Source organism: Mycolicibacterium sp. SMGY-1XX, assembly GCF_059132455.1.
In genome coordinates this window covers 6,016,163-6,038,940 of sequence record NZ_CP101139.1, presented here as the reverse complement: position 1 = coordinate 6,038,940, position 22,778 = coordinate 6,016,163, and the positions used below count along the sequence as shown (strand labels likewise).

Here is a 22,778-nt window from a genome sequence, read left to right as displayed (position 1 = left end):
CGTTAGGAACGTTTGTACGTATCGTTACGTACAAACGTACCTATCGCTCCGCCGACGTGCTCGGCTTCGGCTGAATTCGTCTAGACGGCTTCGGGCGCCGGGTCGTCCAACTCGCGTTCGTTGAGTGCTCTGCCGACCAGCGCGTACCTCTCGGGGGCGAAGAAGCGCAGGTAGAGGCCGTAAGCCATGCCTCCCAGCAAGGCGAGGAAGACCAACGAGAGCATGAGTACGGCCGTCGCTCCCGTCACCCCCAGCAGGACGTCCAGGCTGTCGAGCGTCAGGATGAAGAAGGCACTGAGCCCGAGGATCGCGAGGAGGGGTGCGATCACGGTGTTCCACGGACGTTTGTCGACGTCCGATCGGCGGAAGAAGGCGAAGATCGCGATCCCGGCGACCAACTGCGAGAAGATCACGCCGATGGTGCCGATACCGGTGGCCCAGGTGAACAGCGTGGCGAACGGATCCTGGCCGGCGATGGCGAACGCGACGATGACCACGCCGACCGTGACGCTCTGGACGATCGATGCCACCCACGGCGTCTGTCGGCGGGGCAGCGTCCAGCCCAGCGGTTTCCACACCAGAGTCTGGCGGCCCAGCGAGAACATGTATCGCGAGACGTTGTTGTGGAAGGTCACGATCGCGGCGAAAGTTGCTGTCACGATCAGGATCTGGAAAAGCAGCGAGATGTTGTGCCCGATGATGGTGTCGCTGGCGGCGAAGATGAAGTTGCCGCCGGTCTCGGTGGCGATGGACACCACGTTGTCCAGCCCCAACGCGTTCATGATGAGCCAGCCCGACACCGCGTACAGGATGCCCATGAAGGCGATCGAGAGGTAGGTGGCGCGCGGGATGGTACGGGCGGGGTCGCGGGCTTCTTCGCCGTAGATCGCTGATCCCTCGAACCCGATGAACGACGCGTGCGCGAACATCAGTGCCACGCCCAGCGCGCCACCGAGCACGATGCTCGGATTGAAGGGTTCCAGCGAGAAGTCGGAGAGCGGGACATCCTTGCCGAACAGGCTGAACACGCTCAGGACCGAGATCATGGTCACCTCGAGCGTCATGAAGACGCCCAGTACCTTGGCCCCGGAGTGCACGCCCTGGATGCCCAGGCCCAGGCAGGCCAGCAGCCCGGCAAAGGCGTAGGCCCACCAGGGGATGGCCACGCCGAGAACGGGATTGAGCAATTCCGCGGCGTAGTAACCGAATCCGCCGTACAGCCCGGCCTGGATGGCGTTGTAGGCGAAGATCGCCAGCGACGCCGAACCGAGTCCGGTGATGCGGCCGAGGCCGAGCGTGACGTAGGCGTAGAAGGCGCCGGCATTGGTGACGTGCCGACTCATGGCCACGTAGCCGACGGCGAAGATCATCAGGACGACGGCCGCGATGACGAACGCGCCCGGCATCCCGATGCCGTTGCCGGCACCGATGATGATCGGATACAGGGCCACCACCACGGTCAGCGGCGACGCGGCGGCGATGATGTAGAAGAAAATGCTGGGCACGCCGAGGGTGTTCTCTTTGAGCCCGTGGTTTCGCCGCCCGCCGAGCTGGGCGGCCCCGGCGGACGACGATGACGTGTTCTTGACGGGCCTTCTGTTGGTGGGGCGCTGTGGTGGCAAGGACTGGGTGACGTTGTCCATAGTCGTTCAACTCTCGTGGATTGTGACGATCGCGGGGCCAACTTCGTGCCCATGTGCCCGCAGATCAGTGGCGGGCACACGGTCGAAGAGTCTGTTCACCTCCCTCGGGTCGGGCGCGAGACCGATGGTCAGTTGGCGAGAACGGGGGTGGCCGTACGGGGGCGCGGCGACACTGCCACGTCCGGGGAGCTGGTGTGGGCGAGTTCGTTGAGTATCGCCGCGTGGCGCACCTTGTGGCGGATGAGCTCTTCATGGAACTCGGGCCGGACCCAGCCGTTGTACATCACGGCCTCGGATTCACCCGGCTCGACCTTGAAGTACACCGGGCCCGCCACGCGGGCGATGTCGCCGGCTTCCCACAGCCGGTTCATCCCGCCGAATGACTCGAAGGTCTCGGCCCACACGTCCAGGGGCACGTCGACGGCCCGGCGGATGGCGGCGAGCATCGGCCGGCTCAGGTCGCCGACGGGGTTGACGCTGTCGGCGCCGAGGTCCTGCAGGATCCGGATCGAAGCAGGGTTGGCGTGGCCCGCGTACACCGAGATCTTGAACTTGGCGTCGGCGGGGATGTGCCCGGCGTCGCGGGCCTTGTTCAAGATGTCGAGAACGCCTTCGTCCCAGACGAGTACGCCGCGGATACCGGTGGAGAACACCCGGAGGTAGTCGTCGAGCAGGAACCGGACGTTGTCGAGACCGCGTACGCGCCGGCCGCCGGCCTGGCCTTCGGTGCTCAAGGCCTGGCGGCCGAGATCCCATCCGGTGCGAGGGCCGGGGACTGCGATCAGCTCGATGTTGTTCTCGGCCGCCAGCATCGCGACGTCGCGGAGCTCGGAGGTGTTGAGCAAGGTGGTGCCGCCTCCGAAGGCGATGATGCGGTGGATGAAGACGTCCTGTTTCTCGGCTTCGTCCAGCAGTACCTCGAGGGTCGAAAGCCGTTCGACACCAGAGATTTCCAGCCGGTACTTACCGCCGTCGTCGAAAGCCTTGTCCGACGAGGCGAGCGTGTAGTCGTCGGCGGACAGCAGGCCTTGCGAAGCCAGAATGCTGGCCCCGTCGACCTTCGATGAACGGCTGTCGGCTGCGGTGGGCATGGCATCTCCTTCGGGAACGGTCTGTGCGGGTCCGCTCTGAATTTCATTTAGTGAAAATCAACTGCGGTGAATGAAAAACTAAAAGATGGCAAGCGTGGTGTCAATAGGAAGCGGCGAGTCCGTGGCCTTCACTGGGTACTGGTAGCCTTCACTGGGTGAAAAACGAGGCTCGGTCCGAGAAGGGCTCGAATCTGATCGGTGTCGAACGCACAGCGCGAATCCTCAGTGCGATCGCGGATGCGGATTTCGGGAATCTGACCGAAATAGCAAGGCGCACAGAGCTGAACGAGGCCACCGTGCTGCGGTACCTGAACAGTCTCGCGGCCTTGGGCTATGTCGAGCGATTCAACACCGCGCAGTACCGCCTCGGCTGGGAGATCTTCCGCCTCGGGCAGCGGGCCTTCACCGGCCAGGTTCCCGGCGACGTGGTGCTGCCCACCATGGAGCGGTTGATGCTCGAGTTCAACGAAACGGTGAACTTCGCCGCGCACAAGGAGCGCAGCGTGGTGATCCTCGAAGTCGTGGAGGGCCGTCGCGCGGTGACGAAACTGAGCAATGTCGGGCAGTCGGACCCGTGGCATGCCTCGGCGCTGGGCAAAGCCTTGATGGCGAGCATGCCCGACAGCGTCTGGCGCGACATCGTGGCCACCGCAGGGTTGCCGGAACTGACGCCGCACACCATCACGACCATGAAGAAGATGGCCGCCGAGATCACGCAAGTGCGCCAGCAGGGCTTCGCCGTCGACCGGGAAGAAGCCGCCGAAGAACTGACCTGCGTGGCCGCCGCGGTCCCCGCCGCCGGCGGCGGGCCCTCGCGCTACGCGTTGAGCATCAGCTTTCTCACCCACCGGTTGACGCCTGAACGTCTGGAACACGCTGGCGCGCAAGTGATTGCAGGCGCCAACGAGATCGCTCGCAAGCTGCCGTGACGGATCGGCGCCTGGCAGGCAAGGCCGTGGTGGTCACCGGCGCGACGTCCGGCATCGGCTGGGCCACCGCGACGCGCCTGCATGCGGAGGGGGCATCGGTGTTGGCCACCGGCCGCGACTCCGGCCGCGGCGACGAGCTGGTCCGATCGCTGGGTGAGCGCATTCGCTTCATCAGCGCCGACATCACCGATCCCGAGACCGCCGGCGCTGTGGTCAACGGCTGCACCGAGTCGTTCGGCGCCATCGATGCCGTGGTCAACAATGCCGCACTGGACCTGTCTCAGGAGCTGCTGTCCACCCCGATGAGCGCCGTTCGCCGGCTCTTCGAGGTCAACACGTTCGGCACCATCGCGATGGTTCAAGCGGCCGCCGGCTCGATGGTGCACGGTGGGTCGATCGTCAACATCACCTCACGCCTGGCCCTCATCGGGGTGCCGACCATGGCTGTCTACGCCGCCTCCAAGGGGGCGGTGCAGGCGTTCACCCGCTCGGCGGCGGTCGAACTCGCTCCTCGGGGAATCCGGGTCAACGACGTGGCGCCGGGCATGACCAAGACACCGCTCTACGATGAATGGCTGGCGGGCACGGCTGATCCCGATCAGACCGAGAGTGACGTGGTGTCTCGAATTCCGTTGCGCAGGTTGGCACTTCCCGATGATGTTGCGGCGGCGGTGGCCTACCTGATCTCTGATGACGCGCAGTACGTCACCGGCACGACCATCAGGGTGGACGGCGGTTACACCGCGCAGTGATCACTCGGCAGGATCAAGGCGGGCCGGCCACCAGACCCGCGGGCCGATCAAGGTGAACAGTGCCGGGATCACCACCGTGCGAACCAGGAAGGTGTCCAACAGGATTCCCAATCCGACGATGATGCCCAGCTGGGTCAGCACGATCAGCGGCAGAACGCCGAGCACGCAGAACACCGCGGCGAGCACGATTCCCGCGCTGGTGATCACGGCGCCGGTGGCCGAGACCGCCCGCACGATGCCGCTGCGGGTGCCGTGGTCGCGCGTCTCTTCGCGAGCCCTGGTGACCAGGAAGATCGTGTAGTCCACACCGAGTGCCACCAGGAACAGGAACGCGAACAGCGGGGTGCTGTTGTCGAGTGCGGGGAAGCCGAACACATGCACGCTCAACCACCCGCCCAGGCCCAGGGCGGCCAGCGAGCTGAGCACTGTCACACCGACCAGCAACACCGGTGCCACCACGGCGCGCAGCAGGACGAACAACACCGCGAGCACCACGGCGAGGATCGCCGGGATGATGATCAGCCGGTCACGGACGGCGGCGTCGCGGGCATCGAGTGCCTGTGCGTCCGAGCCGCCGACCACCGCGTCCGGATCCGCGGCATGCACCGAATCACGCAGGGCGGTAACGGTGTCGAAGGCTTCGTCGGTGCCGGGTGCGGCCTCGATGACCACGGACCACTGGGTCAGTCCGGACGGAGACTGGCCCGTCGGGTTGGCCGACACCACGCCGGGGGTGTTGTCGATATCGGCTTGCAGCTGCGCGGCTTTGTCGGTAGCGCCGATCACCGAAGTGGGGTCGGTCAGTCCGCTGGGGAAATGCGCCGCCAGCGTTTCGAATCCGCTGACGGATTCGGCTTTCACCCGGAACTGTTCGGTTTGCGACAGCCCGATGTTGAGCCCTAGCAGGCCACAGGCGAGTACGGTCAGCGCCACCACCGAGGCCAGCAGGATCTGGGCCGGCCGTCGCGCCACCGAAGTGGCGATCCGGTGCCAGGCTCCCGCGTCCGCCAGATCTGGGCCGCCCTGGCGGGGGATGAACGGCCAGAACAACCGGACACCGCACACCGCCAGCAGCGGCGGCAGCACCAGCAGTGAGAACATTGCGGCGACAACGAGTCCCGACGCCGCCTGCACACCGAGGCTGCGGGTGCTGGGGGAGGCGGCGAACAGCAGGGTGAGCAGTGCCAGCACCACCGTGGCGTTGCTGGCCACAATGGCGGGGCCGGCGGTGCGTACCGCGGTGCGCAGCGCCGAGCGGTGATCGGTGTCGCGGTGTAGTTCCTCGCGATACCGGGAGATCAGCAGCAATGCGTAGTTGGTGCCCGCGCCGAACACCAGCACGCTGGTGATACCGGCGGTGGATCCGTCGGCGGTCAGGCCGGCCAACGCGGTGACGCGTCCGCCGACGACGGAGCCGAGCCGGTCGGCGAACCCGATGACGGCCAGCGGTACCAGCCACAGCACCGGGGAGCGGTAGGTCAGGATCAGCAGCAGCGCCACCACCGATGCCGTCACCGCCAGCAGGGTGATGTTGGCGCCGGCGAATGCGTTGGCGATATCGGCGCCGAACGCCGGGCCGCCGGTCACCTGCGCCACCAGCTCCGGAGGAAGGCCGGTGGAGGCGGATTCGCGTAGTGCGGTGACGGCATCGTCGAGCGCGAAACCGGACAGGTCGCCGCTGAGCGGGACCGCGGCCAGCGCGGCCTGGCCGTCCTCGGACACCATCAGCGGTGCTCCCGGGGCGCCGGATGTGGCGCGGAGCCGGGCGTCTTCGGCGGCCGTGCGATCGGCCGGGCTCAGGGCGGCGCCGTCGGTCCGGGAGATCACCAGGATGGCGGGTGCCTGGTCGCCGCCGGGAAACTCCGCGGCCAGGGCGCTGGCCCGCGCCGATTCGGCCGAGTCCGGGAGCGCGACCGGGGACTGCCCGGCCGAGGAGTCGCTTCCGGCCAGCGCCATCAATGCCCCGGACAGCAGTGCGATGACGAGCGCGAGAACCCATGAACGCGGTGCGGTGACAAGCCCTGCCAGACGATTCCAGCCCATCGTCCCAATATTTCAGTAACTGAAACATTAATCAAATGAACAAAGAGGCTAAGCTGCCGGGGTGACCGAACGCGGCGACCTCGAAGGCCAGATCGCCGCCGATGTCCGGGCGCTGTCGGCCGAGTCCGAGCAGATCGGCCGCTCGTTCGCCGGCCTGCACGATCTGACGGCCAACGACTTCCGCGCGCTGGTGCACATCCTGGTCGCCGACGACGACGGAGCGCCGCTGACGGCAGGCGACCTCCGCAAGCGGATGGGCTTGTCCGGCGCGGCCATCACCTATCTGGTCGAGCGGATGATCGCCTCCGGCCACATCCGACGGGAATCGGATCCCGCCGACCGGCGCAAGGTGATCCTGCGCTACGACCAGCACGGCATGGCCGTCGCGCGCGGCTTCTTCACCCCACTGTCCGAGCACACCCGCATCGCGCTGGCCGACCTCCCCGACGAAGACCTGGCGGCGGCGCACCGGGTGTTCACCGCACTGGTCGAGGCCATGCGCGCGTTCCAGGAGGGAATGGCCGGGCCCGGCTGACCTCAGTCTCTGTTCAACGTGGCCTCTTCGAGGTCCAGGTTGTGCAGCATCGAACGCAGCACCTCGTCGTCGATGCGCTCCTCGTCGCGCTCCGTGATCAGCGCGGCGCGCTCAGCGGCCAGCATCTCCAATCGGAACCGCCGGAACACCGCCGCCGGGCTCTCGCCGATCGCGCCGCCGTCGCGGCCCAGCTGCTCCCACGCAGCGTCGCCGCGACTGCTGTTCCACCGGCGCAACACCGCGGCCGCGCGCTGATGAACCGCCGAGGACTCCCCGGATTCGGCTTGCTCGGCCAGCAACTCGTCGAGCCGGCGGCCCGCCGCGGCGGTGGCGCGGCTCTGCGCGGCAGCGGCGCGCACGGCGTCGGTCTGGGCTTCGTCGCCCTGCACGCCCAGGGTGCGGATGAGCCACGGCAGCGTCAGCCCATGCAGCAGCAGGGTGCCGATGACCACGACGAAGGTGAGGAACACCAGCTGCGGCCGGCCCGGCAGCGCATCGCCGGACAACGTGGTCAACGGAACCGCGAACGCCGCCGCCAGCGACACCACACCACGCATGCCGGCCCACGCGACGACGAACACCTGCGCAGGTTTGGGCGCTGGGGAACCGTTGCGGATGCCGGGCAGTTGCGTCAGGTAGGCGACCAGGAACACCCAGACGATGCGGGTCAGGATCACCGTCGCCAGCACACCCACCGACGCGAGGGCGATGGTCTTGCCGGGAATGCCGGTCAGTTCGTCGATGACCTTCGGCAGCTGCAGACCGATCAGGAGAAACGCGAACGACTCGAGCAGCAGCTGCAGCGCCCGCCAAACGGCGTCGTCCAGAAGCCGGGTCGCATAACTTGCGCGCGTCGAGCGCTGCCCCACCACCAGAGCCGCGCTCACCACGGCGAGCACACCGGAACCGTGGAGTTCCTCGGCGATCAGGTAGATCAGGAACGGTGCCACCAACCCGATCGCGCTTTCCACCAGCGGGTCGTTGAGCCGGGCCCGCACGAAGACGATCAACTGGCCCAGCACGACGCCCACGAATACGCCGCACACCACCGCGAGGCCGAACGTGCCCAAGGCGCCCTGCCAGCTGGTGGCGGCGCCGATCGCCGCGGCCAGCGCCACCTTGTACGCCGTCAGCGCGGTGGCGTCGTTGAGGAGGGACTCCCCGCCGAGCAGCGTCATCATCCGGCGCGGCAATCCCAGCCGGCGCCCGATCGCGGTGGCGGACACCGCATCGGGTGGGGCGACGATCGCACCCAACGTCAGCGCTGCAGCCAAGGTCAGATCGGGTACCAGCTCGTAGGCCACGATGCCCACCACTGCCGTGGTGACCAGCGGCAACCCCACCGCCAGCATGCCGATGGCCCGCTTGTTGCGCCGCAGGTCCACATAGGAGCTCTCCAGGCCGGCCGACCACAGCAACGGCGGGAGCAGGACGAACAGCACCAGGTCCGGCTCGAGGCTGATCATCGGGACCCCCGGGATCAGGCCGACGCCCAGACCGGCGACCACCAACAACAGCGGCGACGACAGATTGAACCGTCGTGCCAGCGCAGCCACCAACACAGCGGTCACCAGCACCGCCAACGTCTGGGCACCCACGTCCGTCCGACCTCCGTTCGCCGCAACCTATCCTTGGACGCACAGCTTGCAGGATGACGTCCGGAGGTGCCCGACCTTGTTGAGACTGTCCCGGCGGCGTCGGGTCCCTGCGGCCGGCGCGTCGGCGAAGCGAGGCCCCTGCGCGCACCTGCTGGCTGCTGCCGACGCCCACGAACCCAAACCCGCCGCGATGCGCTGTCAGGAATGCGTCGAAGACGGCGAGCCCAGCTGGGCACACCTGCGGATGTGCGTGACATGCGGTCACGTCGGCTGCTGCGATTCCAGCCCGAAGCGGCACGCCACCGCTCACCACGAGGCCACCGGACATCCGGTGATGCGGTCGATCGAACCGGGTGAGAGCTGGCGCTGGTGTTACGTCGACCTGGAGTTGCTGGCATGAGTGACGAGTCGACGGACGCCGATCCGACCGTGCCCGGCGATGCCGAGGACACCCCGGTGGAAGGCACCGAACCCGAGATCGGCACCCCATCGCCGCGGCATGCGCCGGTGATCCTGCTGCTCGGAGCCGGCGAGTACGGCCGTGACCTGGTGAACGCGTTCCAGCAGTTCGGTGCCACGGTCGCTGCCGCCGACACCTACGCCGACGCACCCGGGCATGCGGTCGCCGATGACGCGGTGGTGGTCGAACTGACCGACCCCGAACAGCTTTCGGCGTTGATCGAGCGGGTGCGGCCCGATTACGTGGTGACCGCCACCGATGCGGTCGCCGCGGACGCCCTGGCAGCGGCGGCCGAGGCCGGACTCGCCGAGGTGGTTCCCAGTGCGCGCAGCGCCCGCCTGTCGCTGGACCGGGAAGGCCTGCGCCGATTGGCGGCCGACGACCTCGGGCTGCCGACGGCGCCGTTCTGGTTCGCCGGATCGGTCGAGGAACTGACGGCCATCGCCGACCACGCCGGCTTCCCGTTGGTGGTCAAGCCGCTGGTCGCGCTGCCCGGCGAAGGGCAGTCGGTGCTGTTGCGGCCCGACGACGTCGAACCCGCCTGGGACCTCGCGGTGTCGGCCGGTGGCCGGTTCACCCACAACCGGGTGCTGGCCGAGACGGTGGTCGAGATCGACTACGAGGTCACCTTGCTGACGGTGCGCACCGGTGACGGGCCGAGCGCGCTGCACTTCAGCGAGCCGATCGGCCACCGGCAGGTCGACGGGTTCTCCAGCGAGTTGGTCCTGGAGGCGTGGCAACCGCAGCCGATGGGCACCGCGGCGCTCGACGCGGCGAAATCGATCGCCGCCCGGGTGGTCAACGCGCTCGGCGGCCGCGGCGTGTTTGCCGTCGAACTCCTGGTCCGTGGCGACGAGGTGTACTTCTCCGATGTCACCGCCCGCCCCACCGACACCAGCGTGGTGACGCTGCGCTCGCAGCGGCTCAACGTCTACGAGCTGCATGCCCGCGCAGTGCTCGGCCTCCCGGTGGACACCATCATGATCTCGCCGGCGGCCGCGGAACTGGTCTACGGCACAGGCGCCACCGTCCTCGAGGGAGACGGCCTGATCGCCGGCCTGGCGACCGCGCTGCGTGTGCCCGAGAGCGACGCTCGGGTGTACGGCAATCCGCCCGGACACCCGGCGCTGTCCAGGCGCCGGCTCGGGCTCGGTTTGTCCACCGCCGCCGATGTCACCACCGCACGTGACCGTGTGCGTCAGGTCTCCACGGCGCTGCGTAAGTTGTGGCAGGAATGAACAAGCCCAAGCCCGACGACTCAGGCGGTTCCACGCCGGTGCCGTTCATGATCGCCCTCGCGATCATCGTGGTTGTAATCGGTGGAATCGGCCTGTCCACGTTGATCGGCGGCGACGACGTTCCCGAGGTCGATGTCGTGGCGCAGGCGGCGATCGCGCAGAACGACGCGCTGCAACGCGCCGACTACACCGATTTCGCCGCCTTCACCTGCAAGGCCGAGGTGGGCGAGGAAGCCGATGTGCTGAAACAGCAGCAGGATTCGGTCAACACCAGGGGTGCCCGCTTCATCGACGGGGTGGCCGGTGTCACCATCGACGGCGACAAGGCCACCGGAACGGTGACCTACCACTTCGACAAGGCGCCCGATGACTTGATCGACGCCGCGACCACCTTCGTCCGTGAGGACGGTTCCTGGAAGGTGTGCTCACCCGGTCCGTGACGCGGGCGCGTCGCGTCATGTGGAAAACTCGGCTACGTGAGTTACGCAGGCGATATCACTCCCGAAGAGGCGTGGAACATACTCAGCGACAACCCCGACGCTGTGCTCGTCGACTGTCGTACCGACGCCGAGTGGAAATTCGTCGGCGTGCCTGACCTGTCGGACCTGGGCCGCGACGCCGTCTTCATCGAGTGGAACAGCGTCGACGGCACCCGCAACACCAACTTCGTGTCGGATCTCGCCGCAGCCGGAATCGAGGCCGGTGAGCGTCCGGTCATCTTCTTGTGCCGGTCCGGTAACCGGTCCATCGGCGCCGCCGAGGCGGCCACCGCCGCGGGGATCGCGCCGTCCTACAACGTGCTCGACGGGTTCGAGGGCAACCTCGACGAGCGCCGGCACCGCGGCACCACGGGCTGGCGCGCGGTCGGTCTGCCCTGGGTGCAGTCATGAGCGAAAGTCCTGAGGTGCCCAGCGTCCGGATCCCGGCGCCGCTTCCCGACGGCGTGAGCCAGGCCACCATCGGTGTGCGCGGCGGGTTGCTGCGGTCGGGTTTCGAGGAGACCGCCGAGGCGATGTACTTGACCTCGGGCTACGTCTACCAATCGGCGGCCGATGCCGAGAAGGCGTTCACCGGCGAGATCGACCGTTATGTGTACTCGCGGTACGGCAACCCGACCATCTCGATGTTCGAAGAGCGGCTCCGGCTCATCGAGGACGCACCGGCGGCCTTCGCCACGGCCACGGGGATGGCCGCAGTGTTCACCGCGCTCGGCGCGCTGTTGGGTGCCGGTGACCGGCTGGTGGCCGCGCGCAGCCTGTTCGGTTCCTGCTTCGTGGTGTGCAACGAGATCCTGCCGCGCTGGGGCGTCGAGACCGTGTTCGTCGACGGGGAGGACCTCTCCCAGTGGGAGGAGGCGCTTTCGGTACCCACCCAGGCCGTCTTCTTCGAGACCCCCTCCAATCCCATGCAGTCGCTGGTCGACATCGCCGCGGTCAGCGAGCTGGCCCATGCCGCGGGCGCAAAGGTGGTGCTGGACAACGTCTTCGCCACGCCGCTGCTGCAACAGGGCATCCCCCTGGGGGCTGACGTGGTGGTGTACTCCGGCACCAAACACATCGACGGCCAGGGACGGGTGCTCGGGGGCGCGATTCTGGGGGACAAGGAATACATCGACGGTCCGGTGCAGAAGCTGATGCGCCACACCGGTCCGGCGATCAGTGCTTTCAATGCCTGGACGCTGCTGAAGGGCCTGGAGACATTGGCGGTCCGGGTCGATTACTCGAATCGATCGGCGCAGCGGATCGCCGAGTTCCTCGAAGATCATCCGGCGGTCAAGTGGGTGAAATACCCGTTCCTGGAATCACACCCGCAGTACGACCTGGCCAAGCGGCAGATGCGCGGTGGCGGAACCGTCGTGACCTTCGAGCTCGACGCGGCGGAGGGGGCGGGTAAGCAGCGGGCGTTCGACGTGCTGGACCGGTTGCAGGTCATCGACATCTCCAACAACCTCGGAGACGCGAAGTCACTCATCACTCATCCCGCCACCACCACACACCGGGCCATGGGTCCTGAAGGCCGGGCCGCCATCGGTCTCGGTGACGGCGTGGTGCGGATCTCGGTGGGCCTCGAGGGCACCGACGACGTGATCGCCGACCTGGATCAGGCGCTGCGCAAGGGCTGACAGCGAACCGGCACGCGGCCGGGCGTCCGGGGCTATGCTGAGCGGGTGATCAGCGGCGAGGCGCTGACGGGGCGGGACAGTGAACTGACCGCGATGCGCCGTGTGCTCACCGGGCCGGGCACCTATGCGGGCGTGGTGATAGCCGGTGCCGCCGGCGTCGGCAAGACACGGCTGGCCCGTGAGCAGCTGGCACAGGCCGCGGCGTCCGGTATGCGTACGTGCTGGATCATCGGCACCGCCTCGGCGCGGCCGATCCCGCTGGGCGCCTTCAGCGCGACGCTCGGCGACACCATCACCGACCCCGCGCCCAGCGTGCGTCGTGTGATGAATTCACTTGTCGCCCAGCAACGCCCGGGTCGCGTGCTGATCGGTGTCGACGACGCGCACCTGCTCGACGGCTTCTCCGCGCACGTTGTGCACCAGCTCGCCCAGACCCGCGAAGCGCGACTGATCCTCACCGTCCGTACCGGGGCCGCGGCGCCGGATGCCATCAAGTCGCTGTGGAAAGACGGCCTGCTGCTGCGACTCGACCTCGAACCCCTCTCGCCGGAATCCACCCGGTCCATGGTCGAGGCCATCCTGGACGGTCCGGTGGATTCTTTGAGCGCGCAACGTTTCTGGAAGCTCACCGGCGGCAATCCGCTGTTCCTGCAACAGCTCACCAAGGACCAGGTGGCGGCAGGGCATCTCAAGCAGCTTGCCGGTGTGTGGATGTGGGACGGCGGGGTCGCGGTGTCGCAGAGCATGAGCGACCTGGTGGGTACCCAGCTCGACCAGCTGCCGGCCGAGCTCGCCGCGGTGGTCGACACGCTGTCGCAGTGCGAACCGCTCGAGGTCGACCTGCTGGCCGAACTCGTGGGCCGCGAAAACCTGGAAACCGCTGAACGCATGCACCTGATCACCGTCGACCGCAGTGCCACCGGGTTGGTGGCGCGGTTGGCGCACCCGCTGTTCGGTGAGCTGCGTCGTGCCCGGGCCGGGGAGATGTACCTGTCGAAGGTGCGCGGGGGACTGGCCACGCAGCTGGCCCGGCGGGATGAGCGCGACCCGCAGGTCACCGTGCGACAGGCGCTGCTGACCCTGGAATCGGACCTGCCGCCGGATCCTGGCCTGTACCTCGAGGCGGCGCGCCATGCCATGACGTTGCTCGATCTCGACCTGGCCGACCGGTTCGCCGGCGCGGCGGCGATGTCGGGTTCGGTTGAGGCGGCGGAACTTCGCGCGGTCAACCGCTTCCTCGCCGGGCGTGGTGAGGAAGCGTCGGTGTTGCTGCGTGCACTGGTCGAGCGTGGTGACGAACATCGTCATCGTTGGGTGACGATCCAGGCCGTCAACCTGATCTGGATGCTGGCGCGCCCTGCGGAGGCGGGTGATCTGCTGGCGGAGCTGGCGCAGCTCCCCGAAACCGAGGCGCAGCGGATGTCGCGTTTTGCCGCCGAAGCCTCGGTGGATGCGGTGTTGGCGCGGTGTCTGGACGCCGAACGCAAGGCGCGGGCCGCGCTGGAATCCGGGTTGCTCTCGGATCTCGACCACATGCTCGCCTCGGTGGCCTTGATGATGGCGGCCGGTGCGCTCGGCCGGGCCCAGGACATCACTCCGACCGCCCGCGCGGCGTTGGACCGGGCGGCCGATTCGCACGAGACCGCGCACATGCGGTTCTGGTTCGGGGGTGTCTACGCCCGCGCCTGCAGGCTCACCGGCCGGATCGAAGAGTGCCACAAGACCGCCGATGTGCTGGCGGTGCTGGCCAAGGACATGCCCGGACTGGCCTATGCCAACCTGGCATCCTTCATGGGCAGTACCGCGCTGATGCGCGGCGACCTGCTATCGGCGCAACGATTGCTGCACGAGGCGCTGGCCGGTGTGGAGAACCACGGCATCACCACGGGGCTGCAACCGGCCTGCACGTTCGCCCTCGCCGAGACCCACGCCAAGCTCGGGCAGGCCGAAGAGGCTGCGGACATGCTGGCCCAGGCCCGACGCGTGGTGCGGCCGGAGTTCTTGTTCATGCAGACCGGACTCGCCTTGGCGACAGGCTGGTCACTGGTGGCCGGTGGCGCATTGTCCGAGGGCATCGACACGGTGCTGGCCGAGGCCAAGGTGGCCGCCGGCCGGGGACAACCCACGCACGAGTTGGCCTGCCTGCAGGCCGCGACACAATGGGGCGCCACCGAGCACCTGTCCGAGATCGCCGCCCGGGCCCGGCAGTTGGCCGAACAGTTGGCCCTGCCCGTGGCCGATGCCGTTGCGCTGCACGCCGAAGCGTTGAAACGCCGCGACGGGGAGGGACTGCTGGCGGCGTCGCGGGCCTATCAGGCGCTGGGGGACCGGGCCACCGCCGCCGACGCCGCAGCGCAGGCGGCCGTCACCTTGACCGGCGCTCAGCTGCGCAGCCGAGGGCTCTTCGCCGCCTCGATTTCCGCGCAGCTGGCGGCGGACTGCGGTGGGTTGTCCACTCCCGCGACCCGCATGCCGAAAACGCCCACCCCGCTGACCGGGCGGCAGCGCGAAGTGGCCGAGCTGGTGGTCGCGGGGTTGTCCAACAAACAGATCGCCGAGCGCACCTACAGTGCGGTGCGCACCGTCGAAGGCCACATCTACCGGGCCTGCCAGCGGGTGGGGGCGTCCTCACGTGAGGAACTCGCCGAGATCCTGCGCCGGGGCGGGTTCGGCACGAACGGGCGGAAGTAGCTGGGTCGACGATGCACGCGCCCGGCTCTCGACGTCAGCTCTTGTTCTCGATGACACCCACCGCGCTCTGCGCCCGCTGCTCGTAGGCAGCGCGTGCGGTCGCATCGAAGTTCAGGAACACGTCGTCGTTACCGAATTTCTTGGTGAGCCAGCGCCGGCCCTTGGGGGGCAGCAAGGCGGTGAGCAGGCCGACGAAACGCAACGGGCCGGGCACCGACAGGTGGGTGATCTTCGGGTTGTCCAGAGCCTTGACCACCCCGGCGGCGATCTCTTCGGGCTGCACCGGCTTCTGGGCGCCGGTGTTCTTGGTGCCGGAGGTCAGGTCGGTGTTGGTGAAGGTGGGCATCACGCAGGTGACGTTGACGCCGTGGGGGGCGAATTCGTCGGCCATGGCGGTGGTGAGCCCGACGACGGCGAATTTCGTGCCGGCGTAGACCACCTGGCCGGGCAAAGCGATCAGGCCGGCCAGCGACGCGATGTTGATGATGTGTCCGCTGCGCCGCTTCACCATGTCCGGAAGCACCAACTGACTACCGGTGAGCACGCCGTAGAAGTTCACCTCGACCGAGGTGCGGATGGATTGCTCGGAGGCATCCAGGAACGGGCCGATGGGCATGACGCCGGCGTTGTTGATCAGTACGTCGATGTGGCCGCCGCCGTCGGCGCGGGCCTTGTCCAGGAACACGGCGAAGGATTCGCGATCGGTGACGTCGACGGGGTAGCCGCTGACCTGCCCGAGGCGGTTCAGGTCGGTGACCGATTCGTCGAGGACCGCCACGTCGCGATCGCCGATGACGACCCGCGCGCCGCGCGCCAGCAGTGCCTTCGCGGTGGCCAGGCCGATGCCGCGGGCGGCCCCGGTGATCACGATGGTCTTACCTCTGATGTTGTCCATGGCGGGGAACTTTACACCTGTCAAGTTTTGATGGACAAGTATGTGCTTGCGGCGTGAGCGTGCCGGATTTCGGCGCAGCCTGAGTTGAATGGCCCCCCAGGAATGCATCCGCCGTCCTGGCGTTGGACCCTTGAGTGATGACCGGCTACCCAATCGGCCCATCAGGAGGTCAAGCGATGACTGTGCCGCTCTCGATATTGGATCTCGCGCCGGTCAGCGCCGGTTCCGATGTGGCCACCGCGCTGCGCAACACCGTCGACCTGGCCCAGCAAGCGGAAGCCTGGGGTTTTTCGCGGTACTGGGTCGCCGAGCACCATTTCGTGGCGGTGGCCAGCTCCGCGCCGGCGGTGCTGATCGGACAGATCGCCGCGGCCACCAGCACCATCCATGTCGGTGCGGCGGCGGTGCAGCTGGGTTTCACCACCGCCACTGCGGTGGTGGAGAGCTTCGGGATGCTCGAGGCGTTCTACCCGGGCCGGATCGACCTCGGCGTCGGGCGCTCGGGGCAGCGACGGGCAGAGGCGCAGCAGCAGACGGCGAAAAAGCCTGAGCCGCAGACCCAATGGCGAGACATCGACGGAGTGGTGGTGCCGCCGCCGTTCGACCTGAGTGCGATGATGCGCAGCGAGCGGCTCCGCGCGACGACGACGCTGCTACAGCAACCGAACGCCGTCGCCCCGGATTTCGCTGAGCAACTCTCCGACATCCTGGCGATGATCAACGGGACGCACACCGTCTCCGGTTTCGATGTGCACGCGGTGCCCGGTGAACGCAGCGGTCTCGTCCCCTGGGTGTTCGGCAGCAGCAAGGGGCAGAGCGCGCAGGTGGCCGGCGAGCTAGGCCTGCCGTTTGTGGCCAGCTACCACATCACGCCGGCGACAGCGCTGGACGCGATCACCGCCTACCGCAACGCATTTCGGCCTTCCAGTAGTTTGGCTGCGCCCTATGTGGCGGTGTCGGCTGATGTGCTGGCCGCCGATGACAGTGCCACGGCGCACCGGTTGGCCTCGAGTTTCGGGCACTGGGTGTACTCCATTCGCGCCGGCGGTGGTGCCGTGCCGTATCCGGACCCGGACACCGTTGCGCCGCTGACAGACGAGCAGCGCGCGCTCGTCGCCGACCGGACCGCCACGCAGTTCGTCGGCGACGCCGGCGAGGTGGTTTCGCGCCTGGAGACGTTGCAACGGGTCACCGGCGCAGACGAATTGGTGATCACCTCGGTGGCGCACCGGCATGAGGACCGGTTACGCAGCCACGAACTGATCGCCAAACAGTGGAACTTCGGCTGAACCATCCAAAGTAGGCGCTGCGCAGCCGGTTTCACCGTCCAGGCCGGGCCTCGTCGACCATCTCCCGGATCGGCCCGCGCCAGACGTCGCCGTGCCCGGGAATCAGGACGTCGGTTTCCAACAGGGCCAGGGCGTCGAGACTGCGCACACAGTCGCCCTCGTTGTGGTTGAACACACGGTGCAGAAGCTGCGGGCCGTGTTTGGGGGAAGTGGGGTGCCCGGTGACCAGCGCGTCACCGCTGACCAGTACGCCGTCGACCAGATACGAGCAGTGCCCGCCGGTGTGCCCGGGCGTCGGGATGGCAATCGGGTGGCCGGGCAGCGTCGCGGCGATCCCCTCGGTGAGCACCTGCGCCGACGGGATGCCGTCGTGGACGAAAGCGCCCTTGCGGACGATCTCCAGTGACCAGGCCAGCCACCGTGGCTGCCAGGCGTGCATCACCACATCGATCGGCGAGGCCTGTTCCAGATAGTCCCGTTTGGCGTGGCCGACTTCGTCGGCGTGACAGAACACCGGTGTGCCGTGCTCGCCGGCCAGCCAGATGGCCGTGCCGAAATGGTCGATGTGCGCGTGTGTCAACAGGATTGCGTTGATATCGCCGACATCGAATCCGAGTTGACGCACCGAGGCCAGCACTTCGGCACGCTGACCGGGATAGCCGGCGTCGATCAGGATCACCCCGTCTGTACCGGCCACCAGCGTCCAGTTCACCAGGTGGGTTTGCGCCAGATACACGCTGTCGGTCACCTGGACGAGGTCGTTGACGGCGGCTGCCATTGGGCGAGTTTATCTGGGGACCGAGGCCGGGAACTCTGGGTCTCGGCGCGGGTGGCGGTGCCCTCGGTAGCCGCGAGGAGTAGAAATGAGATCGTGGCTGAACTCAAACTGGGATACAAGGCGTCGGCGGAGCAGTTCGCGCCGCGTGAACTGGTCGAACTGGCGGTCGAGGCCGAAGCGCACGGTATGGACAGTGCGACGGTCAGTGACCATTTCCAGCCGTGGCGCCATGAGGGCGGACACGCCCCGTGGTCACTGGCCTGGATCACGGCCGTCGGCGAGCGCACCAAGCGCCTGCAGCTCGGGACCTCGGTGCTCACACCGACGTTCCGCTACAACCCGGCCGTCATCGCCCAGGCGTTCGCCACCATGGGCTGCCTTTACCCCGGCCGCATTTTCCTCGGCGTCGGCACCGGCGAGGCGCTCAACGAGATCGCCACCGGCTACGAGGGGGAGTGGCCGGAGTTCAAGGAGCGTTACGCCCGGCTGCGCGAATCGGTTCGGCTGATGCGAGAGCTGTGGAACGGTGACCGCGTGGACTTCGACGGGGAGTACTACAAGACCAAGGGCGCCTCGATCTACGACGTGCCCGAGGGCGGGATCCCGATCTACATCGCCGCGGGCGGGCCGCAGGTGGCCAAGTACGCCGGACGGGCGGGTGACGGTTTCATCTGCACCTCGGGCAAGGGCGAGGAGCTCTACAAAGACAAGCTGATCCCGGCGATGCGCGAAGGTGCCGAGGCGGCGGGCAAGAACCCCGACGACGTCGACAGGATGATCGAGATCAAGATCTCCTACGACACCGATCCTGAACTGGCGCTGGAGAACACCCGCTTCTGGGCGCCGCTGTCGCTGACCGCGGAGCAGAAGCACTCCATCGATGACCCGATCGAGATGGAGAAGGCCGCCGACGCGCTGCCCATCGAGCAGGTGGCCAAGCGCTGGATCGTGGCCTCAGATCCCGACGAGGCCGTCGCCAAGGTCAAGGATTACGTGGACTGGGGCCTCAACCACCTGGTGTTCCACGCCCCGGGACACGATCAGCGTCGTTTCCTGGAACTGTTCCAGCGGGATCTGGAACCGAGGCTGCGGAAGCTGGGCTGACCTCGTCCTCGCTCGAGGGCGGCCTTCCGGTGAACCGGTAGACCCGGAACCGCTCGTCGCCGGTTGCGCCGTAAACCGAGAGCACCAGCTTTCCCAGGCCTGCGCCGTCATCCCAGAGAGCGGGGTAGCGCACGTTCAGGGCGTCTGCGTCGGAGACACGCGGATTACTCGCGACGATGTAGCGGACGCCGAAGTCCCACGGACGGTTCATCACCGCGGTGAAGTCGTAATCGCTGGTGATGACGAACTGCTTGGGGTTGTCCGATGCCAGCCACACGCCCCAGGTGTTGAACGAGTCCATCAGAACCGAACCCTCGGGCAGGTCACGGCTGTCGAAGTACTGGGCCAGCGTGCGGTCGTTGACCATCAGTCGCCGGTACCACTGCTCTTCCGGGGGATAGGTCGCCGGATCGAGCAGTGATTTGAATCCGAACTGCAGTTGTTGGTTGCCGACCCTGGAGTCGGACATCGCCATCACGGTGACCGGTATCCCGACCACCAGCGACAACGACAACAGCACCGCGCCGATCCGGCTGGTGGTGTCGTCAGCTCGCCAGGCCCTCTGCTTCACAGCGCCGTTGGGTGTCCACAGTGCCAGCGCTACACAGATCACCAACGGGATGGCCAGGAGGTAGAACCGGAACCAACCGAAGGTGGTCGACGAGTACTGGCTCGCCGCGGCGAAGGTCAACACCGCACCGAACACCACCGCGGGCGCCAGTGCGGCGATGTTCCTGCGCAGCACCGCAAGTGCGGCTGCCACTGCGACGGCGATCAGGACGAAGGGCTGCATGCCCAGCAGCCGGGCCGCAATCACCACCCAATCGTCGGAGGCCGCCAGTGCCGCCGGACCGCCACGTTCCATGGCTTCGGCGACCTGGCTTCCGTTGCCGTACTGCGAGGTCAGCGTCGCGAAGAGCTCACCGGTGACCACCCATCCGGTGAGCGCCCAGATCAGGAAGACCGACACCACCGGGAACATGACGATCAGCATCGCCAGCAGTGCGGAGTTGAACCTGGAGCCCTGCCGTGAGCGCAGGAACGTCACCACACCCACCAGGGCGGCTGCCCCGCAGGCTGCTGGTATCACCTCATAGCGGGCCAGGTACCCCAGGCCCAAAGCGATTCCGGCCCAAGCCAAGTCGCCGACCCAGTTGTCCTGCAGCCAGCGCAGCAGATGCCGGACGCACCACAGCAGGAAGAAGGCTTGGGCGGCCTCACTCATCCCGGAGGCGCCGTAGACGACGATCATCGGCTGCAGTGCGAAAACGCCGACGGCGAGCCTGCGCCACACCGTTCCGACCCCGCGGTCCAGGGCGATCCGCCGGACCATCACCGCGGCGCCGGCCATGAACAGCGCGCTTTGAACCACTGCAGCCAGCCCGTGGGTCTTCAGTTCGGGCCACCAGCCGCTGAACTGCAGCACGGGGATCTGCACCAGGCTCGGCAGCGGGTTCCAGACGAACCCGATTGCCGAGAGGTGAGGTTGCCGGCTGAACAGCGCGTAACCGGCGTTGGCGACCCGGCTGGGTGCGTCGGGGTCGAACATGTTGTACCGCAGTACGAGTATCGCGCCCACCGTGAAGTAGAGCCCCGAGAGCGTGGCGAAAAGGGCTGCGCCCCAGAACTTCTTGGGTGCGGAGTTCGGCCCTGTCACGGCGGTGCCGGTTGGCACCACCGTGACAGGGGGCGTCAGGACGTCAGTGGCCGGCACGCCGGCGCCGTACGAAGACGAACGTCACCGCACCGAGCACTGCCGCGGTGCCTGCTGCGATGGACACCCAGGCCCACCATTTCCAGCCGTCGCCGGGGTACTCGTTGGTCATACCGCCGCCCTCATGGAGGGTGAGGTTCACCGAATCGCCCGCGGTGCCTGTGGCCACCACATCACCGGTCAGTGAAGCCCACCGGTTGGGGAGACCCCGGATGTAGTCGAAGCTGGCGTCCACCAATGCCCAGTCGTCGCTGCCGGAGATCGCCAGCACCGTGCGGTCATTGTGGGTGAATGCCTGCACCACACCGACGCCGCCCTTGAGGTCGACGTCGGTTTCCGGGCTGCCGTTGACGTCCACCGCCGAGGCCGACGACGGGAGCAACGGCGGTTGCATACCCGCTTCGGCCAACTGACTGCCGTCGGTCACCGCGAGCAGCCCGGTACCCGCGGTGGCCGCCTCGGTGAACGTGGTGACGTGTGGGCGCAGCGGCACGGTGCTCTGCTGACCCATCAGGTTGATCGCCTGCGCGGCGAAGTCAAGATGACCGGGCTGATCGAGCGCCACCTCGAAGTCGGGGTTGAAGGCCATGGGCAGCACCGGGAATCCGCCGCGGTTGCGGCTGCCGGGGGTGACGGTGACCGTCGACTGCGGGTCCAGAGCGAAGGTGATCCGGTCGTTCATCGGTGCGCAGTCTTGGTCCGGTGAGTATCGGAGTTCCAGCGCCATACCGATATTCGAGGTGACCGACTCGGCCGGGATGTCGCCGGTGACGTCCAGGACACCGGACTCGTCGAGCTTCTGGGTGGCGAGCACCGTGGAACCCGAGCGGATGAGCACCGATGCCTCGCCTCCCACCACCGGGGTGTACCGGGCCTTCAGATGCACCTTGGCGTTGGTGATCGAGCCGACGCCGAAGGTGCTGACGTCGAAGCCGGCATACATCGTGGTGAGGCCGAGGACTGAAGCCTGCCCGGTCATTCCGAGTTGTTCGAAGGTCTTGATATTGGTGATCTGGGCCTGCTGCTGGTTTGCGGTCAGCACTATTGCCGAGGGGTTCTGTGCCAGGCCGAATCGGCGATCAGCGAACAACTCGACCTGTTGCTGGAGCTCCGGGCCGCTGCCGGTGATCGCCAGCACCGCCTCGGGACTGTCCGGATTTTCCACCGCCACACCGGGTTCGCCGTCTTCACGGATGACGATGGTCCGGCTGGTTCCCCTGTTCGGGCCCTGGGCCGACTCCGACTCGGTGTCGATGTCGATACGGACCGGCATCGGGCGGTACAGGTGGGTGAGCTTGGCCACCAGGTCCAGAGCTGCCTGCTGCTGATCCTGGGTCGGCTCCGGGCCCACCTCGATGGTGATGCGGTCGAGATAACCAGGAAGGAAGTCGGCGACAGTGGTCGGATCCGGTGTAGCGCCGGAATATGTTGCCGCGAGCTGACTCAGCGTCACCTCGGGCGGCTGGACACAACTGTCGATGCGTTTGTTGTCGAGGTCACGCAGCCGGAAGCTCAGTTTGGCCACTCCGTCGACCACCTGCGCTTTGGAGACGTCGATGTTGAAGGGAACCGTCTGCAGATCAGCCGGAATGGGGATGTTGGCGATGAGTACCCCACGCGCGTCCAGCACGTCGATCCGGCCGGTGGTGTTGACGACGGAGCCGATCTGGCCGCTCAGACGCGCGGGCGTCACCCCTGCGGGTACCGGCATCTCGATGTCGGTCGGCTGGTTCGCGCCCAGAAGCTGAATCTGGTTTGACAGGCCGAGCTGACTCCAGCCGATGGCCGGTGAGGAAGTTCCCGGTGCGGCAAATGCCGGCGCGCTCAGCGGGACCGCCATGCCGGCGGTCATGGCGACTGCGCCCACAGCGCAGATGATTCGTCGAACTGATTTGT

The 22,778-nt window shown here is 67.3% G+C and carries 19 protein-coding genes; 11 read left to right on the top strand and 8 right to left on the bottom strand.

Annotated elements, in window-relative coordinates; translation table 11 throughout:
- Positions 1–80: 80 nt before the first annotated feature.
- Entirely contained in the window at positions 81–1,643 is a 1,563-nt protein-coding gene (locus NL241_RS28825; RefSeq protein WP_487694164.1) for an APC family permease, read from the bottom strand.
- A gap of 128 nt (positions 1,644–1,771) precedes the next feature.
- The gene (locus NL241_RS28820; protein ID WP_494395733.1) at positions 1,772–2,734 is read right to left on the bottom strand and encodes a hypothetical protein; all 963 of its coding nucleotides are present in this window, start codon (positions 2,732–2,734) and stop codon (positions 1,772–1,774) included.
- A gap of 155 nt (positions 2,735–2,889) precedes the next feature.
- Here NL241_RS28820 and NL241_RS28815 point away from each other — a divergent pair, with 155 nt between their 5' ends.
- Together NL241_RS28815 and NL241_RS28810 are read left to right on the top strand one after the other, a co-directional pair.
- Positions 2,890–3,663, top strand: coding sequence for an IclR family transcriptional regulator (locus NL241_RS28815; protein WP_494395732.1), 774 nt, complete (start codon positions 2,890–2,892; stop codon positions 3,661–3,663).
- Positions 3,660–4,415 carry an SDR family NAD(P)-dependent oxidoreductase gene (locus NL241_RS28810; RefSeq protein WP_494395731.1) on the top strand — a complete coding sequence of 252 codons (756 nt, stop codon included), beginning with the start codon at positions 3,660–3,662 and terminating at the stop codon, positions 4,413–4,415. The genes NL241_RS28815 and NL241_RS28810 overlap by 4 nt, the downstream gene beginning before the upstream one ends.
- Here the strand turns inward: NL241_RS28810 and NL241_RS28805 are convergent, their stop codons facing one another.
- On the bottom strand, positions 4,416–6,458 hold the full coding sequence (locus tag NL241_RS28805) for an MMPL family transporter (protein WP_494395730.1): 2,043 nt from the start codon (positions 6,456–6,458) through the stop codon (positions 4,416–4,418).
- A 61-nt stretch (positions 6,459–6,519) separates the two neighbouring features.
- On the opposite strand from NL241_RS28805, the gene NL241_RS28800 reads away from it, so the two are divergent.
- Entirely contained in the window at positions 6,520–6,993 is a 474-nt protein-coding gene (locus tag NL241_RS28800) for a MarR family winged helix-turn-helix transcriptional regulator (protein ID WP_487694170.1), read from the top strand.
- Between the two features lie 2 nt (positions 6,994–6,995).
- Here NL241_RS28800 and NL241_RS28795 read toward each other — a convergent pair whose 3' ends face one another.
- Entirely contained in the window at positions 6,996–8,591 is a 1,596-nt protein-coding gene (locus NL241_RS28795) for a Na+/H+ antiporter (RefSeq protein ID WP_487694171.1), read from the bottom strand.
- A gap of 76 nt (positions 8,592–8,667) precedes the next feature.
- Here NL241_RS28795 and NL241_RS28790 point away from each other — a divergent pair, with 76 nt between their 5' ends.
- From NL241_RS28790 to NL241_RS28765, 6 genes are read left to right on the top strand one after another with little or no spacing between them, the layout of a single operon-like run.
- Positions 8,668–8,991, top strand: a complete 324-nt coding sequence (locus NL241_RS28790) for a UBP-type zinc finger domain-containing protein (RefSeq protein ID WP_487694172.1) — start codon at positions 8,668–8,670, stop codon at positions 8,989–8,991.
- Positions 8,988–10,289 (top strand): formate-dependent phosphoribosylglycinamide formyltransferase, encoded by a 1,302-nt coding sequence (purT, locus tag NL241_RS28785; RefSeq protein ID WP_494395729.1) that lies wholly within the window; start codon positions 8,988–8,990, stop codon positions 10,287–10,289. The genes NL241_RS28790 and purT overlap by 4 nt, the downstream gene beginning before the upstream one ends.
- Positions 10,286–10,729 (top strand): Rv0361 family membrane protein, encoded by a 444-nt coding sequence (locus tag NL241_RS28780; protein WP_487694174.1) that lies wholly within the window; start codon positions 10,286–10,288, stop codon positions 10,727–10,729. The genes purT and NL241_RS28780 overlap by 4 nt, the downstream gene beginning before the upstream one ends.
- Positions 10,730–10,765: 36 nt before the next feature.
- On the top strand, positions 10,766–11,179 hold the full coding sequence (locus NL241_RS28775) for a rhodanese-like domain-containing protein (protein ID WP_487694175.1): 414 nt from the start codon (positions 10,766–10,768) through the stop codon (positions 11,177–11,179).
- The gene (locus tag NL241_RS28770; protein WP_487694176.1) at positions 11,176–12,411 is read left to right on the top strand and encodes an O-succinylhomoserine sulfhydrylase; all 1,236 of its coding nucleotides are present in this window, start codon (positions 11,176–11,178) and stop codon (positions 12,409–12,411) included. Before NL241_RS28775 ends, NL241_RS28770 begins: the two co-directional genes overlap by 4 nt.
- A 45-nt stretch (positions 12,412–12,456) precedes the next feature.
- On the top strand, positions 12,457–15,102 hold the full coding sequence (locus tag NL241_RS28765; RefSeq protein WP_487694177.1) for a LuxR C-terminal-related transcriptional regulator: 2,646 nt from the start codon (positions 12,457–12,459) through the stop codon (positions 15,100–15,102).
- A gap of 34 nt (positions 15,103–15,136) precedes the next feature.
- On the opposite strand, the gene NL241_RS28760 is transcribed toward NL241_RS28765, so the two are convergent.
- Positions 15,137–15,997, bottom strand: a complete 861-nt coding sequence (locus NL241_RS28760) for an SDR family oxidoreductase (RefSeq protein ID WP_487694179.1) — start codon at positions 15,995–15,997, stop codon at positions 15,137–15,139.
- Positions 15,998–16,173: 176 nt separating this feature from the next.
- Between NL241_RS28760 and NL241_RS28755 the strand changes: the two genes are divergently transcribed.
- On the top strand, positions 16,174–17,286 hold the full coding sequence (locus NL241_RS28755) for an LLM class flavin-dependent oxidoreductase (RefSeq protein WP_487694181.1): 1,113 nt from the start codon (positions 16,174–16,176) through the stop codon (positions 17,284–17,286).
- Between the two features lie 31 nt (positions 17,287–17,317).
- Here the strand turns inward: NL241_RS28755 and NL241_RS28750 are convergent, their stop codons facing one another.
- Positions 17,318–18,064 (bottom strand): MBL fold metallo-hydrolase, encoded by a 747-nt coding sequence (locus tag NL241_RS28750; protein ID WP_487694182.1) that lies wholly within the window; start codon positions 18,062–18,064, stop codon positions 17,318–17,320.
- Positions 18,065–18,157: 93 nt separating this feature from the next.
- Here NL241_RS28750 and fgd point away from each other — a divergent pair, with 93 nt between their 5' ends.
- Positions 18,158–19,168 carry a glucose-6-phosphate dehydrogenase (coenzyme-F420) gene (gene fgd / locus NL241_RS28745; RefSeq protein WP_494395728.1) on the top strand — a complete coding sequence of 337 codons (1,011 nt, stop codon included), beginning with the start codon at positions 18,158–18,160 and terminating at the stop codon, positions 19,166–19,168.
- Here the strand turns inward: fgd and NL241_RS28740 are convergent.
- Positions 19,071–20,882 (bottom strand): ArnT family glycosyltransferase, encoded by a 1,812-nt coding sequence (locus NL241_RS28740; protein ID WP_494395727.1) that lies wholly within the window; start codon positions 20,880–20,882, stop codon positions 19,071–19,073. The two genes, fgd and NL241_RS28740, sit on opposite strands and share 98 nt — an antisense overlap.
- Positions 20,869–22,749: a hypothetical protein gene (locus NL241_RS28735; RefSeq protein WP_494395726.1), complete on the bottom strand. Its 1,881-nt coding sequence runs from the start codon at positions 22,747–22,749 to the stop codon at positions 20,869–20,871. Before NL241_RS28735 ends, NL241_RS28740 begins: the two co-directional genes overlap by 14 nt.
- Positions 22,750–22,778: the final 29 nt, after the last annotated feature.